Source organism: Myroides sp. N17-2 (genome assembly GCF_002286775.1).
Lineage (GTDB): Bacteria > Bacteroidota > Bacteroidia > Flavobacteriales > Flavobacteriaceae > Flavobacterium.
Window position 1 is genome coordinate 135,073 of sequence record NZ_NSGJ01000002.1, and the last position, 20,820, is coordinate 155,892.

Below are 20,820 nucleotides of genomic sequence, written 5' to 3' on the forward strand. Positions count from 1 at the left end.
ATGGCTATAAAATATAAGAGTTCTTATAAATTCGCAGTAAAGTCTTCACTCGCTATTACAGTGATAAGCTTTATTGTAACCTTACCTATCGGAGTCTTTTACCTAGATATACCTTTCTGGGTAGTATTAGGCTACCTTGTTTTTTTATACACTGTTTCTTTTTTTATTCTTCAGTACCGTGTAGAGCACTTTATCTACCGTCGTATCAAGAAGATTTATGATAATGTATCATTATTAGAACATACAGATTTAAGAAGTAAAGCTGTTACTACAGATATGCAGACCCTTACAGAAGAGATTCAAAAGTTTGCAAAGAACAAGAAGATAGAAATTGAGTCCCTACAAGTTAGGGAAGAGTATAGACGTGATTTTTTAGGTAATATTTCTCACGAATTAAAAACACCTCTATTCACTATACAAAGTTATTTAGAGACACTTCAGGACGGAGCTATCGATGATCTAAAGGTTAGAGATAGATATATAGAGAGAGCCGCACAGAGTGTAGACAGACTTATTTATATCGTTAACGATTTAGATATGATTACTAAACTTGAGTCCGGAGATCTTCATTTGAATGTTGTTACTTTTGATATCGTGGAGACGATTAGACATGCATATGATTTTCTTGACTATAAAGCGAAAAAACGAAACATCTCTTTAATATTCGATCTTAACTATAATAAACCTATTTATGTAGTTGGTGACAAAGAACGTATAGGACAAGTAATCACAAACCTTATTGATAACTCTATCAAATATGGGAAAGAAAAGGGAACTACAGAAGTCAGTATCGAAGATCTTGTGGATAATAAACTTATCGTGAGGGTAACTGATAATGGTACGGGAATTAGGAAGGAAAATGTCTCTCGATTATTTGAGCGTTTTTATCGAGTTGATAAAAGTGGTGCTCGTACTGTAGGTGGTTCAGGACTTGGTTTATCTATCGTAAAGCATATTGTAGAGGCTCATGAAGAACATATTTATGTAGAAAGTAGCTTTGGTTATGGATCAGAGTTCTCATTCACTTTAGAGAAAGCATTAGTTGCTCCTTTAGATAATTAATTATCAACCAATCTTATATCTATTGTCCTTGTATAAAATTAAAATAGGATAGTTTCACTATAATTACTTAATTTTGCGCAAATTTATAATGAAGTATATCACGTGGGAAGCAAAAATAAACTAAAGCGATTTAGAGAAAACGAAACTTTTGATATTGTATATCAACCGACTAGAGAAGATATGATAGGTGAATTACCTCAAAAGGGTAATTGGGGGAAAGATGTATTTAAGAATGACAATCCTATTGTTTTAGAACTTGGATGTGGAAAAGGAGAATACACGGTAGAATTAGCAAAACGTTATCCGGAGAAGAACTTTATCGGTATAGATATTAAGGGAGCTCGTTTTTGGCGTGGTGCGAAGACTGCTGTAGAGTCAGGAATGACTAATGTAGCTTTCTTACGTACGCAAATCGAGTTGATCGAGCATGCGTTTGCAGCAGGAGAAGTTAGTGAGATTTGGATTACTTTCCCAGACCCTCAGATTAAATATAAACGTACTAAACACCGTCTTACGAATAGTGAATTTTTACAGCGTTATAAGAAAGTTCTTACTGCAGATGGAGTAATGAATTTAAAAACGGATAGTGAATTTATGCACGGATACACATTAGGACTTCTTCATGGAGAAGGACATGAAGTTATCTACGCGAACCACCACATTTATAAGAATGAGGGTGCACCAAGTGTAGTAACTGAGATCCAAACTTTTTACGAATCACAGTATTTAGAACAAAATAAACCTATAACTTACATTCAATTTAGAATAAAGTAAGATGGGAGTAGAAGTTATCACACTTTTATTTTTCGGTTTTTTAGCAGCTACCTTGGGAGTTTCTCTTCCAGGGCTGCTTAATATGACAGCAGTTAAGATTGCTAAGGAAGAGGGAGGACGCCAAGCGTTTCACTATATCTTAGGAGCCTTAACTGTTATTTTTATACAGACTTTTGTCGCGATTTTCTTTTCTAAGCTTATTGATTCAAGCCCTGGTATTACTGAGGCACTTCACGAGATAGGGCTAGCTATTTTTGCTATCCTGACTATTTACTTTTTGTTCTTTGCTAAAAAGAAAGAGAAGAAAAAAGCTGATAATCTAGAGAAGAGAAAGTCTCCTTTTATATATGGAGTTTTCCTTGCCTCGATTAATGTTTTTCTGATACCTTATTACGTATTCCTAAGTATTACATTAGCTACTTATGACTTTCCTATTTTTGATATTCTTTGTACTACATTCTTTTCGTTAGGAGTAGTATTAGGATCAGGAATGATGTTTTATATCTATGTATCCTTGTTTAAAAAACCATCAAGAGAGGATGCTTTTATTCTTCGTAATATCAACTATGTTATTGGGACGATTACAGGTGTAATTTGTCTAATCACTATCTATAAATTACTTAAGTAATGGCTGCCGAAGAGAGTTTCTTTGAACGCGTCTTTACTGTAGCGAGGCAGATTCCAGAGGGTAGAGTGACTACTTATGGAGCTATTGCAAGAGCCATAGGAGCTGCGCGTTCTGCTCGTATGGTAGGGTATGCTATGAATGCATCTCATAATGATGATACAGTACCTGCTCATCGCGTAGTTAATCGCAACGGCATGTTGACAGGTAAGTTTCACTTCGATGGAACCAATCTAATGCAACAATTATTGGAGAATGAAGGTGTCGAGGTTATCGATAATAAAGTAGTCAACTTCAAAGAACTACTGTGGGAGCCAAAAATCCAAGAAGGAGAATAACAGGCCTGTTTATATCTTGTAAAATCAGAGTATTACTCATAGTGAGTATAATATAATCCTTATTGATTGTTTATTAGCGCTAATTGTGCACTCTACTCTAATCTATCCTTTTCTAGATATTTCATTGTATAATTTTATCTAATTCAATCTGTTTTTTTCTATTTTATTGATTAACTGATTCTGTTTTGGTCATGTTTTTTGATCTAAGAGTCTTATTATATCTAATTAGATAGATCTTCTATTAAAAATGCAGATTTTTTTTAGTTTGTTTTTGAGAATAAATGGGATCAATATGTTGATTTTTAAGCGTTAGTGTTGTTTTGCTCTAAATGGTAATTAATTTTTAAACTACCTTTAACCGCAGTAATGACGCACCTTTGTGTGGGATTCTAGGACAATAGTAGGAGTATTATAGGAGAATACCGGGGTAAGAGGTGTGTTTGCCCAAGGATACTCCTTTTATTCTTCAGTTATTCTTCTTCTATGTTACAATTATTTTAGTGAGGATGAAGAGTAGTGCTAAGTGTTTGAATTGTTGAATAATGTGTTTATAAAAAGACTTATATTTATAGAAAATGAAAAGTTTGTTGAGAATGAGGAAAGTAGTATTGTTTATGGTAGTTTGTTTTTTGACTATGGTTAGTTGTCAAGAGAAGGCATCTTATACTAAAGATGATTTAGCAGGAGCGTGGAGTTCGATAACTGTGAAATCATTTGATGCTGATAAGAAGCTTATTGAAGAAAGTGTACCTAAAGATGATTTTAATTGCGGGCAAATGATATGGACTATAGGAGCAGATGAGATTGATGTCATGCATTATGTAGGTAGGGATGGGGATGACAACTGCATAGAAGCTCACACAATATTAAAATATTCAGTTGCGAAGGATGTGATTAGTACGATAGATGAGAATGGAATACAAGAACATTTTGAGATCATAAACTTGACTAAGGATATATTAACAGTGATGGTTAAATTGGCTAAGCCTGTTGAGTATAATGGTTCTGCATTTCAGTATGTTGAACTTACATATGAGAAATTGTAAAGTATTTAGATTTTAAAATATAATATTATGAAAAAAATTATCATGTTGTTCGTCATGTCTATCGTGATGATAAGTGTTACAGGGTGTTCTAGTGACGATAATAGCACACCGACTTTTAATAAAGCAGATTTGTTTGGTAGTTGGGAGCATGTGTCATCTAAAGTATTTGATCCAAAGAAGAAACTATTAGGCGAAGCTGCTGCCGAGAATAAGGATAACTGTGGAGTGTTGGTTATGTCATTTACTGAGAGTCAGATGGGGTATGTTAAATACGAAGGTAAAGATTACAATGGTAATTGTATTGAGGTGATAGATATGAGTGGATATGAATTAAGAGGAAATCGCATTTATGAGAAGGATGAAAATGGCGACCTTGATGAAGATGTATTTCTTGATATTAAGAGTCTGAATGGTAATACACTTGTCTTATTCCAAAAGTTAGAAAAGCCATTTATTTATAATGGTATCGCATTTCAATACTTAGAAATGTATATGAGAAGGGTGAAATAATGTAATTAATTATACTCAAGAAGGAGAGTCCATATCAGCAGATAGAGACTCTCCTTTTTTTGTTGGCATTTAGCTTATATCGCTATATTTACAGCTAAAATTCACTGAATGAAAGAAGAGAAGTTATATTACTATGGAGTTAGTATGGGAAGGAGTATGCTGATCTTGGGCTTTATTAGTTTAATGTTTGGGATGATATTAAGCTATTTTATATTAAGAGATGCTAGTATTACGTTCTCTTTATTAGTAGAGTTTTGGCAGATGACTTTGTTGTTACTTTTATTCTTCGTTATGGGAGTTTTACTTATTTGTAATGGTGTGGTTGTATGGAAAAAATCTACTAACAAGGTCGTGCTATTAAGATTGTCACCTAAAGGAATAACTAACTATGAACATAATATTACTATAAAATGGAAGGATATAGAAGATGTGATTTATATTGGGTTTCGCAATAAACATGGTATAGGCGTAAAGATGAGGAATAAAGAACTTCTATTAAATCAATTGCCACTTCATAAGCGCTTAGTACAACGTCTTTTTGGGTTAAGCTTATTTGATGCACTCTCTGGCGAATACATTGAAGGCGATGGCAGGGTAGCACATCGAGAAATAAAAGAGTATTATGAGAGGGTGAGAGTTATAGAATAGTTGATAGATTTAATAGGTAGATTACATAAAATTTATATAAAATATTTAGTGTTTTTAGAGAGTAGTATTTCATGTCGTCATATCAGTAAATGAGTAAATTACATTTAGAGATGTTGATAAATGTGTAATATAATTTATATAAATATATAAAATGGTTTTATATTTGGGAGTATAATATAGTTAATACAATGCTGAGAAGAATTAAGGTTAAGAACTTTGGGCCAATAAGAGAAGGGAATATTGCTAATGATGGGTGGATAGATATCCATAAGGTGACTGTGTTTATAGGTGATCAAGGTTCGGGTAAAAGTACTGTAGCTAAACTTATTTCCGTCTTTACTTGGTTAGAGAAAGCATTGATTAGAGGTGATAAAGTAATGCCATTAAAAGAGAATACTTTTCTTGATTTATTAGCTTATCATCGTTTACAGAATTATATTGAATCTTCATCAGAGCTTGAGTATGAAGGAAAATATTACCATTTAAAAGTAGTAGAGAAAGATGGCAAATATGATGTAGAAGGTACCTTGTTAAATATAGATAATATTGTTCTTCCTAAGGTGATGTATGTACCTGCGGAGCGAAATGTGTTGAGTTCGATAGAGAATCTTACTCACGTGTCTAGTCTTGTAGCGGGTAGTTTACAGACGTACCTGATAGAATATAGATATGCTCAGCTAGCAAATAAAGATAAGGAAGTTAGTTTACCTATTAATAACGCTAACTTCTTATATGATTCTTCTTCTGATAATAGCTATGTAGTGGTCAATAATAAACGACTAAAAGTAACTGAAGCTTCTAGTGGATTTCATTCTGTAGTACCCTTGTACTTAGTATCAGATTATCTATCGCAGTTTATTAAACAGGATAAAGAGAAACTTATTAATTTACTTAGTACAGATCAGCAAATTAGATATATTGATGAAGTTAGTGGTTTATTTGATAAGAATATAAATAGTCCTACAAACGAGACGTACTATAAAAATCGAGAAGGATATAGTGAGGTTGAGAACAAATACATCTGTCGTAGCGTAATCAATATTGTAGAAGAATTAGAACAGAACTTATTCCCTAAGTCTCAACGTAAGGTACTTAATAAGTTACTCGCTTATAATAATGAGAATGAGTATAACCAATTAGTCTTAACTACGCATAGCCCTTATTTGATTAATTATTTGACATTGGCAGTCAAGGCTGGCCGTGTAGCGCAATTAGCAGTAGATAATATTGAGGCTCTAAACAGGGTGAGTAATGTAGTGCCTCTAGACGCATTATTAGGTATAGATGACTTAATGGTATATCAATTGGATGAAGAAAAAGGAAGTATTGAACAGTTAGAAATGTATAAAGGATTGCCTTCTGATGAGAACTATTTAAATGATAGTTTAGAAGATATCAATATACAGTTTTCAGAATTATTTCAAATAGAAGATTTATGCGAGTAGATTTTTTTGATACTTCTTGTTTGACCGTTATTTCTACTAGGAAGGTAGGGATTAGTGATGCAAATTCGAATAGTAATACACCTGCATTTGTGAAGTACGACGATGAGGATACTTGGGATTTTACGGTTCATAATCCTAATAGATATGAGGTAGAGTACAGAGCAATAGATTATTGTATAGATGTTTTTAGATTGGTTGGCGATGATACTTTTAGTAGTGCTTCGATAGGTGATGAATTAATCAAACGATGTGAAGGGTTTCTTTTTAAGGCAGAACACTTTGTTGTGTTTTTTGAGATAAAAACAGGATTGGGAAAAGGATGGTTTACGGATGCGTGTAGAAAGTTTGAAGAAACGATACAGAGTTTTAAAGAGCATCATTCTGATAAAAGAGATTTAATACGCAATCCAATTATTAGCAATAAGAATTACAGCACTTATAGAGTTCCGCAGAATTATGGTGTACAGAATGATATTTTAAGAGATAAAATAGGGCTAAATATTGAAGTGAAATTATCAACTTCTTATGATGTTGCTTAGATGATAAAGAAACTCCACTTAATCAGTGGAGTTTTGTTTTTATATAGTCTATGAAGCTATATGTTCATGTTAATGATAGAGGCGCATGATAATGAGTTTGCACATTATGCAGTAGGAACAGATTCTTAATTATAAATTGAGAAGTTAAGACTGAATACAGTTTTGTCTTCGCGTCTGTTATAAGTTAGGTACCCATTATGCATCTCTACGATGTTCTTAGATAGGGGAAGCCCGATACCTGCTCCTTCTTCACGGGTGGTGTAGAAGGGGATAAATATTTTTTCTTTAATCTCGGCTAGTATCCCTGCTCCGCTGTCTTCTATATCTATACAGAGACGGTTGTTCTTCTCGTATAGGTTGATATTTATTTCTTTTATTTTTTGCTTAGCTGTTGCGTGGATAGCATTAGTCAGTAGGTTGATAAATACTTGTTCCATTTGCTTAGCGTCCCATTCTACAGTAGTCTGTAGTGAGAGATTAGTGTGTACTGCTATTTGGTTGTTTTTAAATAGAGGCATCAGTGTCTCCACACTTAGTTTGATGATGTGGTTAGGATCTACTACTTGTTTTTTAGGAGAGGCTAACATCGTTAATTTTCTATAGTTATTGATGAATTGCTGTAAGTGATCTGTACGATTAACTATAGTATTAATACTTAGTTTGATATCATCTATATCCTCTTCAGATAGGTGTTCTTCTTCCTCTAATATCTGTTGCGTATTATGCGCTAGAGAGTGAATAGGAGTTAGGGAATTCATTATCTCGTGTGAGATAATCTTCATTAGATTTTCCCATGTGTCTTTCTCTTTTTTCTCTAATACTTTCTGGATAGAATCTAATAATACGATGAAGTACTCTTGATTTTGACTAGTAGTATTAGAAGTTTGAAGCATAAAGGTTTGTTTCTCTTCATCTTCTATTTTGATGTCTATAGATTCTTTTGACTCCTTAAAGTCTAGTAGTTGCAGATGATTTGCTAAAGAGGGTAGTAAGCGCTCTAGATTAGTCCATGATTTGATCTTAGGGATATCAAATAAGGTAGAGAAATAGTCATTAATAAAGAATATTTCCCATTGTTCGCCTTTCTTTTCTAGAATAAGAATACCGGACTCTATATTGTTTAATATATTGAGATAGACTAATTCGCGTATTTCGTTTTGTTGTTGTTGAGTTTGAAGCTTTTGATATAAACGCTGTAAGTTGTTTAGTGTTTCGTTAGCTTGGACTTTTGTTGTTTTAAGTGAATAGTCATCATATATCATCGCTAGTACAATGCGGTCTATCGCAGAATAATACCTCTTCTGAAAGAAGTATAATTCAGAGAATAAAGCGATAATCAAGATACATACTAATAAAAAAGAATAGGTAAGACCTACTTTAAATAAGTACATCCCCAATAATCCAAATGCAAGGATAACGATAATGCGCAAAAATGCTTTAAAGTGAAATGACTGCATAGTATTACTTAGTTTTTAATATTGTATTTTTCTAATCTTCTGTATAAGGCAGCTCTTGATAGACCTAGTTCTTCTGCGGTCTGAGAGATATTGCCATCGTGCTTTTCTAAAGCTTTTAAGATAGATTGGCGTTCCATATCCTGTAGGGTATTCTCTTCTGTGATATTATCATTAATCATAGTAGGTGAGATACCAAAATCAGTAAGGTTTAACTCGTCTTCTTCTGTAAGAATCAGTGCGCGTTCTACTCTGTTTTGCATTTCGCGTATATTTCCTTTCCAATCATAGCATCGCAGCGCTTGTTGGGTAGATTCACTAATTGTCGGAACAGTACGGTCATATTTATTTGCGTACTCCTTGATAAAGAATTGCATTAGTGGAAGGATGTCTTCTAGTCGCTCACGTAGTGGAGGCAACTGAAGTGTCACTGTATTAATACGGTAGTAAAGATCTTCTCTAAACAGTTTGTCCGTTACTTCTTGTTCTATATTAGCGTTAGTCGCTGTAATGATGCGGATATCTACAGGACGAGTCTTTGATTCGCCTAGCCTGATTACACTTTTGGACTGAATGACTTGAAGTAGTTTTGCCTGTAAATGTAGTGGTACATTCCCTATTTCATCTAAGAATATCGTACCTCCATTAGCCGCTTCAAATCTCCCTTCTGTATCTTGTTTGGCATCTGTGAATGCCCCTTTAGCGTAACCAAATAACTCACTTTCGAATAGATTTTCGTTTAGAGAACCTAGGTCTACATGTATAAAAGGTTGGTCTTTACGAGGGGAATTGTCGTGGATATATTTCGCTAGTACATATTTTCCGGTACCATTCTCACCTAAGATTAGCGCGTTTACATCAGTCTTCGCTACACGTCCTGCCATTGTATATACCTTTTGTATGCTTGTAGCCTGACCGATAAAGACATTATCTTCTTTTAGTGGATTCTCTGTTATTGTTTCTTTTTTTCGAAGTTGTTTCACTACACCTTTGACTGTATCTATAAGAGATTCATTGTTCCATGGCTTAAGGATATAATCTACAGCACCAAGTTTGATGCCCTCTACGGCAGTCTCTACTTTACCATAAGAAGTCATTAGAATAATCTGAGTAGTAGGAGATATTTTCTTAATCTCTTTAAACCAAAAGATACCTTCTTTACCATCCTCAAAACCGACGCGATAGTTCATGTCTAAAATAATTACGTCTACTTCTTCTTGAGAAAGTATTTCAGCTAATTTTTTAGGGTTATTATTCGTCAATATGTTTTCGAAGTGTCTTTTTAGAAGCATTTTTGCCGCGATAAGTACTTCGGAATTGTCGTCTAATACAAGAATTGTGGCGTTAGTTTTTCTCATGATTGTATGGTGTATTTCAAAAGCGAACGATTTAGTGTCCGATAGTGAACAGTTGTTTTTATTGATTATTATTAAGTTGTTGATTAGTAGTATTTAATGTGTTTTTTAATGATTGGCACATTATTGTTAGTATACTTATAAAACAGTTAATAATGGATCGTACTATTCCTCGTAAAAATAGAAAAAAAGTTAAGATAATACTCATCATAGTTGGTATTATCGCTTTGGGATTGGTGAGTTATGTTACTTTCTTTCAGAATATAGCGTTGAATGTTTCTAAGAAAGAGATTAGAGTTCGCTCTGTGGAAGAGAACTTTTTTGAAGAGTATATTTCTTTTCAGTCGCACGTAGAGCCACTACACTCTTTGTTAGTAAATATTACTGAAGGTGGGGCTGTATTAGAGCGATTAGTAGAGAATGGGAGTATAGTAGAGAAAGGACAACCATTAGTGAGGCTTTACAATCCGAGTTCTGAGTTTAGTTTTATGTCTCAAGAGGCTTCTTTGATAGAACAAATGAATAATTTAAACGTGAATAAGATGAATATTCGCAATCAAGAACTAAATTTAACGAAAGATTTAATAAGCATAGAGTACGACTATAAGAATGCAGAGCTTCAATATGATTTGAACAAGAAGTTACACGATCAAGAGATACTATCAGAGAGTGATTGGAACAAAACAAAAGAAGCGTTGAATTATCAGAAAAAGCGCAAAGCACTGATGGAAGAAAGTATTCAAAAAGAGAAACAAAGTAATATATTACAAGTTAGACAAATAGATCAGTCATTAGCTGTAATGAATAGAAGTTTAGAACAGCTGAGAGAAAATAAGCAGAACTTCTTACTTAAAGCGCCTGTATCAGGTAGGTTATCATCTTTTGAAGCGATCTTAGGAAAGACTTATAATGGAGGAGAGAGTATCGGTAAGATAGATGTAATGGAGGGATATAAATTAGTGGCTCAGGTAGATGAGTTTTATTTAGATAAGATTATCTTGAGACAGCGCGGTCAGATCGAAATGAAAGGAAAGATCGTGAATGTGGAAGTAATCAAGGTATTACCTGAAGTGAAAAACGGAAGATTTGAAGTACACTTAGCCTTTGATACGACAGAGGAATTAAAACTACAAGAGGGGACGACTTATGGGGTGAAACTGTTCTTATCAGGTAAAGAAAAGGCATTACTACTACCTAAAGGGAACTTCTATCAGGACACTAAAGGAGAATGGGTATATGTGGTAAAGAATAATAAGGCGGTAAGGAGAAATGTAGAATTAGGACGTGAGAATCCTGCTTACTATGAGGTAATTTCAGGATTAGAAGTAGGTGAGGAAGTAATAGTATCAAGTTATAAAGATTATTTAAGAGTAGAACATTTAAACATAGAGGAATAATTATGGTAATAGCAATCAAAGAAATGTCTCGTGTGTTTCAAACAGAAGAAATAGAGACAACGGCTTTAAATCAAGTTTCGTTAAATGTGAGAAAGGGAGAGTTTATCTCAGTGATGGGGCCATCAGGATGTGGTAAATCAACATTACTTAATATCATCGGATTATTAGATAATGCGAGTAGTGGAAGCTATTTGTTATTAGATAAAGAGATGGTAGGATTAACAGAAGGTCAGCGTGCACAAATCAGAAAAGAGAATATCGGATTTATCTTTCAAAACTTTAATTTAATAGATGAGTTGTCCGTATATGATAATATAGAATTACCTCTTATCTATAATAAAGTGTCTAGTAGTGAACGTAAGAAAAGAGTAATGGAGATAGCAGAACGACTAAACATCGTTCACAGACTGAAACATTATCCACAACAATTATCAGGAGGTCAACAACAACGTGTGGCTGTAGGTCGTGCGTTAGTAACTAACCCTAAGATCATCTTAGCCGATGAGCCTACAGGAAACCTAGATAGTAAGAATGGAAATGAGGTAATGGAATTATTAACAGAGCTGCACCAACAGGGAGCTACGATAATTATGGTGACTCACTCGAATCACGATGCGTCGTACTCAGAACGCACAATCTTAATGAAAGATGGTATGATATTATCAGAGAAGATAAATACTAAGATTGTGGATGTTTTTGCAGAATAAAAGCAAAAGATTATGATACGTTTTTTATTAACATTAATAGCTGCTCTACTGTCTTTCATAATGCACGGACAGGATAAGCAAACAGTTACAATCAGCGGTGGTGTACAGAGTATAGAAGTCTCTGCTCTAGTACTAGTCAATGTAGATGCAACTAAAGATTCTAACACAGTAGAAGTCATCGGAGATAGTGATGGTTTAGGAGAGCTAATTCAGGTGAGACAAGTGGGGACAAAGTTAATCGTAGACTTAAAGTCTTCGAATAGAAGATATAAAAATATAGGAAGAGCTACAGTGAATGTTTCTCAGAAGTCTATACTTAATTATTATGCTAGTGCTGTTGGGAGAATAGTGGTGACTGGCAGAGTGTCTGGAGATAATGCTAAGGTATCTGCTGATGGAGCTGGATCTGTGAATGCTAATTTCTCTGTAAATACAATAAGCATCAATGTAGATTCAGCATCTAAATATGTCGGAAATGTAACCGCTAAGACAATGAAGGCAAGTGTAGATTCGGCAGGTCGTGTAGAAGTGACAGGTGATGTAGAATCATTAGTGGTGAATGTAGATAGTGCAGGTTCATTTGCAGGAAAGGGGCTAAAAGCGAAAACGGTAAAAGCAGAAGTGGATTCGATGGGTAAAGCGGAAGTATATCCTACGGAGAGTCTTAATGCCTATGCAGATTCGATGGGTAAAGTAATCTATTATAATACGCCAAAAGAAATAAAAAAATATACGGACTCAATGGGTTCAGTTAAGGCAGGAAATTAGTATATGCTAAAGAATTGGATTAAAATATATATCAAAAACATCAGTAACTCTAAGTTGTTCTTTATATGGAATATCATAGGGCTAGCGGTAGGTATGGCATCTGTCATCTTAGCTGTGACTTACTATAAGAGTGAGCATAGTTATAACAGATGGGTACCTGGTGTTGATGCTATGTATGAGCTTAATCTAGAAATGGGTAAACAGGCCAATTCTATCTTTATACCTGCAGGAGTAGGGCCTTATTTGTTAGAAAATAAACTAGCAGAAGACTATTGCTACTATGCATTAGAATATCTAGACTTCTATGGGGAAAGCAAATCTGAACAAGGTATTGTACACAAGATATTAAATACACAAGAGACATTCTTTCACTTTTTTCCTTTCGAATTTAAGTATGGGGATCAAGAGAAGTTATTTGAAGATGATTTGTCTATAGCGATTTCGTCTACTCTAGCAACACAGTTTTTTGGAGATAAAAACCCTGTAGGAGATACGTTATCCTTAGCGCATCAGAAGTATATCATCAGTGGTGTGTATGAATTAGATAAACGTGCGACGATAATGCCTGATGTGGTACTTGCTAATATAGAGTATAACACAAAAGATAATAATGCATTATGGCAAGAGAATGTAGGTGGGTTAGTATTTAAGAAAAATAAGCATATTAATACTACGACTCTGCTTCAAGAGCTAGAAGAAGTTTATTATAATAGAAAGAAGAGTAATAAATACTTTGAGGATAGGGGAGATGAGATAATATCTAGGTTAATACCACTAAGCGAGACTCGCTTTGAAACAAAACAAACGACACTTTTAGAGGGAAAAACGAAGAGAGACACTATTGGTTTAATCACAGGGTGTTCATTCTTGATATTCGTCTTGACATTAGTGAATTACATCAGTTTGAATCAAGCGAATGTATTGAGTAGAGCGAAAGAGTTTACTTTAAGACGAGTGATAGGAGCTTCTAAGACACAGTTGGTTGTTCAGGTGATATTTGAGACTTTATTAAATGTCGTTATCGCATTAGTTATCGCATTAGTATTAGTAGAACTGAGTTTGCCGATTTATAATAATTTCTTACATCAGCACTTAGTATTCTCATGGGGAACTATGGGGATTATTATTGTAGTTATTATGTTAAGTGTTATTTGTATTGGAGGTTTATTACCTGCTTTATATGCTAGTGTTATTGCAAGACAAAGTACTAAAGGAGGCCAAGTGTTACTGAACGTTAGAATCTCAAAATGGAGGATGGTATTTGTGGGAGTACAGATTGCTACAGCTTTCTTCTTTTTGATAGCGGGATGGCTAGTGTATAATCAGGTAGATTATATGCAAAATAAAGAGCTTGGGTTTAAGGGGGAGCAGGTACATCAGGTTAAGTTATATACACAACAGATAAGACGTAAGCTGTATCGAACACCTAAACTTGTAGAAGAGATTAAACAGATTAAGGGGGTTCAAGATGTAGGGTTGTCCACTATTTCGTTTAAAGGAAGTAGTATGAATACGAATCATACAGTGTACTATCAGCAGCAGAAAGTCACTGACTTTATTATGGATGGTATAGATGAATCTTATCTTAAGATGATGGGATTTGAGATGTTATCTGAGAAAGAGGATATTGAAGCTGATTTACCTGTTGTATATATCAATAAGAAATTTGCTGATAAGTTAGGAGAGAAGCCAAGTGAGGTAGTTGGTAAAGTCATTGCCTATGATGGAAATACTTTTATTATCAAGGGTGTAATAGGTGATTTTAATAGAGATGGTTTTGAAGAGAGTATTAAGCCAATGCTTTTGTTTTATTGGAGAGATATAGAGTTCCTGCCTTATGGTATAGAGTCTCTATCTGTGCAAATAGATCCAAAGGAGCAGGAAGAAACTCTTGAAAGACTACATGCTTACTGGATAGTGAATGTGGATTATGAGTATCCGTTTGAGGCTATGGTTGTCAAGCAACAATTTGCACAGACTTATCAAAAGACACTATCTCAACGCAATATGTTTATGCTGTGGAACGGTGCAGTAGTGCTAATAGCCTTATTTGGATTATACGCTGTTATGTCATTTGTTATAGAACAACGATTAAGAGAGATAGTGATACGCAAGGTACTAGGGGCAAGTGAGAAAGAATTGTTTATGAAGTTGTTGAAACCTTTTATGGTTACTACAGTTATTGCTTACTTATTAGTGATCTACCCAACGTATTGGTTAATGAATAAATGGTTAGATAAGTTTATAGATCACACAGAGATAGCTGTTTATCCTTTTATACTATCATTTGTGATTCTATCTATGCTAGTCTTTATAGTACTGATAAATAAGATGTATAGAGCAGTACAGATAAATATTATTAATTACATCAAATACGAATAAGGATGTTAAAGAACTGGTTAAAGATTTATTGGTACAATACGATGAAGCACAAGATGTATTTCTTGTTGACAGTAGTGGGGTTGGCGATAGGTATAGCGTCAGTGGTATTGGCATCATTATATTATTTAGAGGAGTCTAGTTATGATCAATGGAATCCGTATAAGGATGAGGTGTATATCGTTGAAACAGTAGCTCCAAACTTCTCTATGACTGATCAGTTTCGTCCTATGGGAAGATATCTAAAGGATAATTATAAGGAACTAGATGATTATATGTACTATGGATATAAAGGTTCTTTGAATTTTAGTTATAAGGACAAGAAGACTGAGTTAAAGGATACTTATACAGTACAGGATAATTTCTTCGACTTTTTTCCATTCGAGTTTGTATATGGCAATGCAGAGAAAGCATTGGTTAACCCTAATGATGTAGCGATAGATATTAAAATCGCTGAGACACTGTTCGGGGTTGGAGTAAATCCAATAGGTAAGGCAATAGAAGCTATAAATCCTGAATATGATGAACAGGATAACACCAAGTTTATTATTTCAGGAGTATATAAAATAGGAGATCTACGTAGTTCTTTTGCTCCTAATGCAGTTATGAATAATTTATTAGTAAATCCTAATAATAGTGATGACTGGGAGGAGTTTGGATTAATTTTATGTGTGAAGACTAAACAGCCTGATAAGATTAAAAAGGCTATTATAGAGCTTAGAGATAAATATGTTAATCAACCTAAGGCGGAGAAGGAAGGTCTAACATTAGAGCAATATAAAGAAGAAGAGCCTTTTAAATACTATACAGGAGATATAGTGCTACACAAGTTAGTAGACTGCCATATGTTACCTAATAAGAGACTCTTTCCTGTAGGTAGTGCTAATGTACAGATGTTAAATGTCTGTATTTATCTATCAATAACAATCTTGTTACTGTCTATTTTTAATTATGTCAATCTATCTCTGACTCAAGTAGTAAATAGAGGTAAAGAAATAGGGATGAGAAGAGTGGCGGGGGCTGGTAAAAATAGTTTTTATCAACAGAGTATTTTTGAAACAACCATTGTAGTTATCATCTCTTTAGTATTGGCTATTTGTAGTATTGAGCTCATTCTACCTTATATCAATGTTTATTTAGAAACGAGTATCACTTTCTCATTTATCAATGATTTAGCTGTTTTACTTGTCATTACTGTTTTTGTGATTTTGATATGTGGTAGTGTCCCTGCTTTTTTTGTTTCAAGATTCGGAACGGTAAAACTATTAAAGGGAAATATAGTAGGAACTAAAGGAGGGAGGTGGCTTAGTAATGGATTCTTAGTTCTTCAATTCGCTATAGCTTGTTTCTTTATTATTGGTTCTGTGATTGTGAATGAGCAAGTAAGCTTTATGCTCAATAAAAGTCTTGGTTTTAAAGGGGATCAAGTTATTAATATAGAGTTTCTAAGTAGTAGTAAATATACAGGAAAACGTGCTACTAAATATGCAAGCTTTAAAGCAGAATTAGAGAAGGTAAAAGGAATTGAAGCGGTATCGACTAGTAATGTAAGCTTTGCAGGTAATCGTGGGGGTGTATTCGGAACCTATCATAACAATGGAAAAGAGAATGTGATGATTAATAATGCTATGATAGACTATAATTTCTTCGACGTATTAGAGATTGAATTAAAAGAAGGGCGAATGTTATCTGCTAAATTATCTTCTGATAGTTTAGATAATGTTGTGGTGAATGAGACTTTCGTTCGTACAATGAATTTGGCTAAACCTCTTGATACTCCAATAGAACATCTAGGTAAGAAGAAAACAATAGTGGGGATAGTTAAAGACTTTAATGTAGAGGGACTTGAAGAAAAAATATTGCCATTTGTGTATTCTTATATACCCGAGAGTAAGCATAGCTATGGAATGTATTCTGTCGTGTATGTTAAGCTTGATCCCGAAGATATTAGTAAGACTATTATAGATGTCGAGAAATTATGGAAGAAGTATAATGCTGGAGATAAGGATGTATTTAAATACGAATTTGTCGATAAGCAGTTTCAAGAGACATTCAATAAAGTACAGATGGAGAAGAAGATATTTAATGTTTTAAGTTGTTTTGTCGTCTTCATTGCCTTATTTGGATTGTTTGCAGTATCGTCATTTACTATAGGAACTCGATTAAGAGAAGTAGCTATTCGCAAAGTGCTTGGTGCAGATACAGGTGGTTTATTAAGACAACTATCATTCCAATATATAGTCTATTGCTTAATTGGATTTGGGATAGCAGTATTCCCTAGTTATTACTTCTTGAGTAAGTGGTTAGAGAACTATGCTTACCGCATAGAGATAGACTGGAGTATATATGTGTTTAGTTTATTGTTGATACTTGTATTAACAATCATAGTAGTGTTAAGTCGTGCTTATAAAGCGACTAGAGTAGATGTGTTGAAATATATCAAATACGAGTAGCGATGTTAAAGAACTGGTTAAAGATTTATTGGTCTAATGTGTTGAAGAATAAGGTTTATTTTATTCTGACACTACTTAGTTTGGGAGTTGGTTTCGCTTCAGTTATTTTGTCTTTTGTACATTATAGAGAGGAGGCATCTTATGATCAGTCTAATCCTAATAAGGATAATGTATTCACTGTCGAGTCTGTAATGAATGCGGAAACAAGTTGGGTAAAACTTCCTTATCCGTTTGGTGCGAAGTTAAAGGAGAGTTCTAGTCATGTGGTTGATTACACCTTTATGGATAATTATTATGATAGTGGAGTAATGACCATAAATGGAGTTAAGAGGTTAGTAGATAAGATAGGAACAGTACAATCTAATTTCTTTGACTTCTTCCCTTTTGAAATTCTAAAAGGCGATAAGAAAAAGCCTTTTTCAGGACCTAATACTGCAGTTATAGCAGATGAGTATGCGAAAGTGCTATTCGGAAAAGTAGATGTGATAGGTCAGTCTTTTGTTTTTAATAAAGAAACGTATGTCGTGAGTGCTGTTTACAGCCTTGGGCAGAAGAGGCATTCTGTTATGGCAGATATACTAATTAACCCTGTAGATAAGTACGAAAAGGACGCAATAGACTCTTGGGGTAATTATAATTCGTCTATATGGTTAAAGCTAGATGACGCTAAATATACATCAGAAGTAGCAAGTTTGATAAAAGATATACTTGTAAAAGAGGTATATGTCCCATTAGCTAGAGAGAAAGGGATGACTGTGGAGGAGTATATGGAGAAAGAAGAGGGGAAGACTTTAGAGGAATTTATTAAAGAAAAGGATAAAGGGTTTAGACTTCACTCACTTGCCAATCAAAGGATGCAAAAGGCTACTTGGTTAACAGGTACACCTGAAGGGGCGACTAATGTCTCGAGAATGTATATTATGATAGGATTATCTCTGTTGATATTAATTTTATCTGTGTTTAATTATGTCAATCTAACTACAGCGCAGGCTATTAGTCGTACACGTGAGGTTGGTATTAGAAAGACACTTGGAGCAACTAGATTAAATTTGATATCTCAAGGATTATTTGAAGCGTTGATTACTTCGTTGCTAGCGTGTATTGTTGCCTTTGTGATTATTGAGTTTTCGCTACCTTGGCTAAAGGTGTTCTTAGATTCTAAGATGGAGGTAGAACTGATTTTTATTATTCCTTGGTTAATCTTGTTTATTGTTCTTATTGTATTATTGGCAGGTATTGTACCTGCTGTGTTTACGGCTAGTTTTAAAACTTTAGAAGTATTAAAAGGAGAGGTGAATAAAAGCAAGAAAGGAAATACTCTGAAAAATGCGATGTTAGTCATACAATTTGTTGTGGCGTGCTTTTTTATGATAGGAAGTTATATCGTTTACCAACAGGTGGATTATATGATGAATAAGGATCTTGGGTTTAAAGGTGAACAAGTGGTTTTAATTCCTTATGTCCCTAAAGTAACTTATGAAGATAGGGTGAAACTTTATTATTCACTCAAGGAAGAAATGACAAAAGTAAGTGGCGTGGAAGATGTGACAATAGCATCTATAAGTATAGCGAGTAGTATGGGGAGTTCTTCAAGCTTTATGTATAAAGGTAATAAAGTTCAGGGGATAAATGTGGGGATGGACTATAACTATCTTGATATGTTTGATATTAAAATGAAAGAGGGTAGAATGCTGTCTCCTGAGTTTGCTAGTGATACAATATCTAATATTCTGATTAGTGAGCGTACAGCTTATGAGATGAAAGAGGCTAATCCTATAGGAAAAGTAATCGATTGGAATGAGATACCATTAACCATAGTGGGTGTAGTTAAGGACTTTAACTTATATAATCTTAAAGCTAATTATGTACCATTAGTTTACTTTCACTTAAAGACCGTGGATTGGGTTGGGCTTAATAGTAGACAAATCTCAGTAAAAGTAAAGGGAGATAATGTAGAAAAAACAATGAATGAGCTAGCGAATATTTGGGAACGAAGAGATGTGTCTGAAGAACCATTTAGTTATGAGTTCGCAGATAAACGCTTTGCTAAGACATTTGATAATGTGAAGAAAGAGCGCAATATTTTTATTACCTTAAATACAGTAGTTGTATTTATTGCTTTGTTTGGGCTGTTTAGCTTAGCGTCTTTTAATATTAATAATAGACTGAGAGAAGTAGCCATTCGAAAGGTGTTAGGTGCAAGTTCTGCTAGTTTATTAAAACAATTATCTCTACAGTATCTAATAATGTGCCTTGTAGGCTATGCTTTTGCAGTATTTCCTAGTTATTATTTTCTGAATAAATGGTTAAGTGATTACGCCTTTAGAATAGAGATAGGAGTATTGCCTTTTATATTAAGCTTTGTTGCGATTATTGTATTGACGGGGACGGTGGTCTTTATAAAAGCGTGGTCAGCAACGAAGGTAAATATGTTGAAGTATATAAAATATGAATAACCATAAAACAAATTTAAATATGAAAAAATTAGTAATGTTCTTCTTATTAGTAGGAGGAAGTGTGTTCGCACAATCAAAAGAAACTCGTCAAGTGAATGACTTTAGTTCAGTAAAATCTTCACAAGCGATAGAAGTTAACTTTACTTATGGAGGGGCTAAAAATGTCGTGGTAGAAGTAGAGAAATCTGAGAATATGAAGGATGTAATAACTGAAGTAGGTAGTAATGGAGAACTAAGAATATATATAGACCAAAAGTCTAATAAAAAATGGTTTAATGGTATCAATACAAAAGAATTTGGAAAAGTAACAGTGACTATTAGTAATCCTACTCTAGAAGGAGTGAGACTATCTTCATCATCGAAGTTTAATTTGTTAAACAAGGCCAAAGCGAAGTCATTTGACGTTAAGGTAAGTAGTTCTGGTAGATATAATGGAGAACTAGTACAGGCTGATAATCTGTCTTTAGAGGCTAGCTCTTCTGCAGATATAAATGGGAAATTTGAAGTGATGAACAATGCTTCAGCAAGCGCAAGTTCATCAGCAGACATTGATATCACATTGAAGGCAAAGAATGCAAGTTTCAGTGCTAGTAGTTCTGCAGATCTAAAAGTATCAGGTAGCGCAAATAAAGTTGATGCATCTGCATCAAGCAGTGGAAGTATTAAAGCAGGTAGTTTTTCTGTTAAAACATTAGATGGAAAAGCTAGTTCTTCAGGTTCTATGTTGTTTAATGTGACTGATGAGGTAAATGGAAAAGCTAGTTCATCTGGTCTTATTAAATATACAGGATCAGCTAAAATAGTGGATGCTAAAACATCATCGTCTGGTCAAGTTAAGAAAGTAGATTAGTTTAAAGCCTAATA

Annotated in this window: 18 protein-coding genes; 16 read left to right on the top strand and 2 right to left on the bottom strand. The window is 34.1% G+C overall.

Annotated features, from left to right (window positions below; all coding sequences use genetic code 11):
- From CF599_RS01870 to CF599_RS01910, 9 genes are all read left to right on the top strand, one after another.
- Entirely contained in the window at window positions 1-1,062 is a 1,062-nt protein-coding gene (locus tag CF599_RS01870; RefSeq protein ID WP_121964343.1) for a cell wall metabolism sensor histidine kinase WalK, read from the top strand.
- A gap of 102 nt (window positions 1,063-1,164) precedes the next feature.
- The gene (gene trmB, locus CF599_RS01875) at window positions 1,165-1,836 is read left to right on the top strand and encodes a tRNA (guanosine(46)-N7)-methyltransferase TrmB (protein ID WP_121964344.1); all 672 of its coding nucleotides are present in this window, start codon (window positions 1,165-1,167) and stop codon (window positions 1,834-1,836) included.
- Between the two features lies 1 nt (window position 1,837).
- Window positions 1,838-2,464 (top strand): amino acid permease, encoded by a 627-nt coding sequence (locus tag CF599_RS01880; RefSeq protein ID WP_121964345.1) that lies wholly within the window; start codon window positions 1,838-1,840, stop codon window positions 2,462-2,464.
- The gene (locus tag CF599_RS01885; protein ID WP_121964346.1) at window positions 2,464-2,799 is read left to right on the top strand and encodes an MGMT family protein; all 336 of its coding nucleotides are present in this window, start codon (window positions 2,464-2,466) and stop codon (window positions 2,797-2,799) included. The genes CF599_RS01880 and CF599_RS01885 overlap by 1 nt, the downstream gene beginning before the upstream one ends.
- Window positions 2,800-3,392: 593 nt before the next feature.
- On the top strand, window positions 3,393-3,845 hold the full coding sequence (locus CF599_RS01890; protein ID WP_158221761.1) for a lipocalin family protein: 453 nt from the start codon (window positions 3,393-3,395) through the stop codon (window positions 3,843-3,845).
- Window positions 3,846-3,872: 27 nt separating this feature from the next.
- Window positions 3,873-4,355 (top strand): hypothetical protein, encoded by a 483-nt coding sequence (locus tag CF599_RS01895; protein ID WP_121964348.1) that lies wholly within the window; start codon window positions 3,873-3,875, stop codon window positions 4,353-4,355.
- A gap of 108 nt (window positions 4,356-4,463) precedes the next feature.
- Window positions 4,464-5,003, top strand: coding sequence for an STM3941 family protein (locus CF599_RS01900; protein WP_121964349.1), 540 nt, complete (start codon window positions 4,464-4,466; stop codon window positions 5,001-5,003).
- 188 nt (window positions 5,004-5,191) lie between these two features.
- Complete coding sequence (locus CF599_RS01905; RefSeq protein ID WP_121964350.1) at window positions 5,192-6,448, top strand: AAA family ATPase; 1,257 nt, start codon at window positions 5,192-5,194, stop codon at window positions 6,446-6,448.
- The gene (locus CF599_RS01910) at window positions 6,439-6,987 is read left to right on the top strand and encodes a hypothetical protein (RefSeq protein ID WP_121964351.1); all 549 of its coding nucleotides are present in this window, start codon (window positions 6,439-6,441) and stop codon (window positions 6,985-6,987) included. Before CF599_RS01905 ends, CF599_RS01910 begins: the two co-directional genes overlap by 10 nt.
- 125 nt (window positions 6,988-7,112) lie before the next feature.
- Here CF599_RS01910 and CF599_RS01915 read toward each other — a convergent pair whose 3' ends face one another.
- Together CF599_RS01915 and CF599_RS01920 are read right to left on the bottom strand one after the other, a co-directional pair.
- A complete protein-coding gene (locus CF599_RS01915) occupies window positions 7,113-8,444 on the bottom strand; it encodes a PAS domain-containing sensor histidine kinase (protein ID WP_121964352.1) in 1,332 nt (443 codons plus the stop codon).
- Between the two features lie 8 nt (window positions 8,445-8,452).
- On the bottom strand, window positions 8,453-9,799 hold the full coding sequence (locus tag CF599_RS01920) for a sigma-54 dependent transcriptional regulator (protein ID WP_121964353.1): 1,347 nt from the start codon (window positions 9,797-9,799) through the stop codon (window positions 8,453-8,455).
- A 152-nt stretch (window positions 9,800-9,951) separates the two neighbouring features.
- Between CF599_RS01920 and CF599_RS01925 the strand changes: the two genes are divergently transcribed.
- From CF599_RS01925 to CF599_RS01955, 7 genes are read left to right on the top strand one after another with little or no spacing between them, the layout of a single operon-like run.
- Window positions 9,952-11,193 carry an efflux RND transporter periplasmic adaptor subunit gene (locus CF599_RS01925; RefSeq protein WP_158221762.1) on the top strand — a complete coding sequence of 414 codons (1,242 nt, stop codon included), beginning with the start codon at window positions 9,952-9,954 and terminating at the stop codon, window positions 11,191-11,193.
- Window positions 11,194-11,216: 23 nt separating this feature from the next.
- Window positions 11,217-11,900 carry an ABC transporter ATP-binding protein gene (locus tag CF599_RS01930; RefSeq protein WP_121964435.1) on the top strand — a complete coding sequence of 228 codons (684 nt, stop codon included), beginning with the start codon at window positions 11,217-11,219 and terminating at the stop codon, window positions 11,898-11,900.
- A gap of 12 nt (window positions 11,901-11,912) precedes the next feature.
- The gene (locus tag CF599_RS01935) at window positions 11,913-12,668 is read left to right on the top strand and encodes a GIN domain-containing protein (protein WP_121964355.1); all 756 of its coding nucleotides are present in this window, start codon (window positions 11,913-11,915) and stop codon (window positions 12,666-12,668) included.
- Between the two features lie 3 nt (window positions 12,669-12,671).
- Window positions 12,672-15,050: an ABC transporter permease gene (locus tag CF599_RS01940; protein ID WP_121964356.1), complete on the top strand. Its 2,379-nt coding sequence runs from the start codon at window positions 12,672-12,674 to the stop codon at window positions 15,048-15,050.
- Window positions 15,051-15,052: 2 nt separating this feature from the next.
- The gene (locus tag CF599_RS01945) at window positions 15,053-17,500 is read left to right on the top strand and encodes an ABC transporter permease (protein ID WP_121964357.1); all 2,448 of its coding nucleotides are present in this window, start codon (window positions 15,053-15,055) and stop codon (window positions 17,498-17,500) included.
- A 2-nt stretch (window positions 17,501-17,502) separates the two neighbouring features.
- Window positions 17,503-19,956 carry an ABC transporter permease gene (locus CF599_RS01950; protein ID WP_121964358.1) on the top strand — a complete coding sequence of 818 codons (2,454 nt, stop codon included), beginning with the start codon at window positions 17,503-17,505 and terminating at the stop codon, window positions 19,954-19,956.
- Window positions 19,957-19,975: 19 nt separating this feature from the next.
- Entirely contained in the window at window positions 19,976-20,806 is an 831-nt protein-coding gene (locus CF599_RS01955; protein WP_121964436.1) for a GIN domain-containing protein, read from the top strand.
- Window positions 20,807-20,820: the final 14 nt, after the last annotated feature.

Coding starts and splice junctions, on each gene's coding strand:
- CF599_RS01870 (WP_121964343.1), top strand. CDS start 1: ATGGCTATAAAATATAAGAGTTCTTATAAATTCGCAGTAAAGTCTTCA.
- CF599_RS01880 (WP_121964345.1), top strand. CDS start 1,838: ATGGGAGTAGAAGTTATCACACTTTTATTTTTCGGTTTTTTAGCAGCT.
- CF599_RS01885 (WP_121964346.1), top strand. CDS start 2,464: ATGGCTGCCGAAGAGAGTTTCTTTGAACGCGTCTTTACTGTAGCGAGG.
- CF599_RS01890 (WP_158221761.1), top strand. CDS start 3,393: ATGAGGAAAGTAGTATTGTTTATGGTAGTTTGTTTTTTGACTATGGTT.
- CF599_RS01895 (WP_121964348.1), top strand. CDS start 3,873: ATGAAAAAAATTATCATGTTGTTCGTCATGTCTATCGTGATGATAAGT.
- CF599_RS01900 (WP_121964349.1), top strand. CDS start 4,464: ATGAAAGAAGAGAAGTTATATTACTATGGAGTTAGTATGGGAAGGAGT.
- CF599_RS01905 (WP_121964350.1), top strand. CDS start 5,192: ATGCTGAGAAGAATTAAGGTTAAGAACTTTGGGCCAATAAGAGAAGGG.
- CF599_RS01910 (WP_121964351.1), top strand. CDS start 6,439: ATGCGAGTAGATTTTTTTGATACTTCTTGTTTGACCGTTATTTCTACT.
- CF599_RS01915 (WP_121964352.1), bottom strand. CDS start 8,444: ATGCAGTCATTTCACTTTAAAGCATTTTTGCGCATTATCGTTATCCTT.
- CF599_RS01920 (WP_121964353.1), bottom strand. CDS start 9,799: ATGAGAAAAACTAACGCCACAATTCTTGTATTAGACGACAATTCCGAA.
- CF599_RS01925 (WP_158221762.1), top strand. CDS start 9,952: ATGGATCGTACTATTCCTCGTAAAAATAGAAAAAAAGTTAAGATAATA.
- CF599_RS01930 (WP_121964435.1), top strand. CDS start 11,217: ATGTCTCGTGTGTTTCAAACAGAAGAAATAGAGACAACGGCTTTAAAT.
- CF599_RS01935 (WP_121964355.1), top strand. CDS start 11,913: ATGATACGTTTTTTATTAACATTAATAGCTGCTCTACTGTCTTTCATA.
- CF599_RS01940 (WP_121964356.1), top strand. CDS start 12,672: ATGCTAAAGAATTGGATTAAAATATATATCAAAAACATCAGTAACTCT.
- CF599_RS01945 (WP_121964357.1), top strand. CDS start 15,053: ATGTTAAAGAACTGGTTAAAGATTTATTGGTACAATACGATGAAGCAC.
- CF599_RS01950 (WP_121964358.1), top strand. CDS start 17,503: ATGTTAAAGAACTGGTTAAAGATTTATTGGTCTAATGTGTTGAAGAAT.
- CF599_RS01955 (WP_121964436.1), top strand. CDS start 19,976: ATGAAAAAATTAGTAATGTTCTTCTTATTAGTAGGAGGAAGTGTGTTC.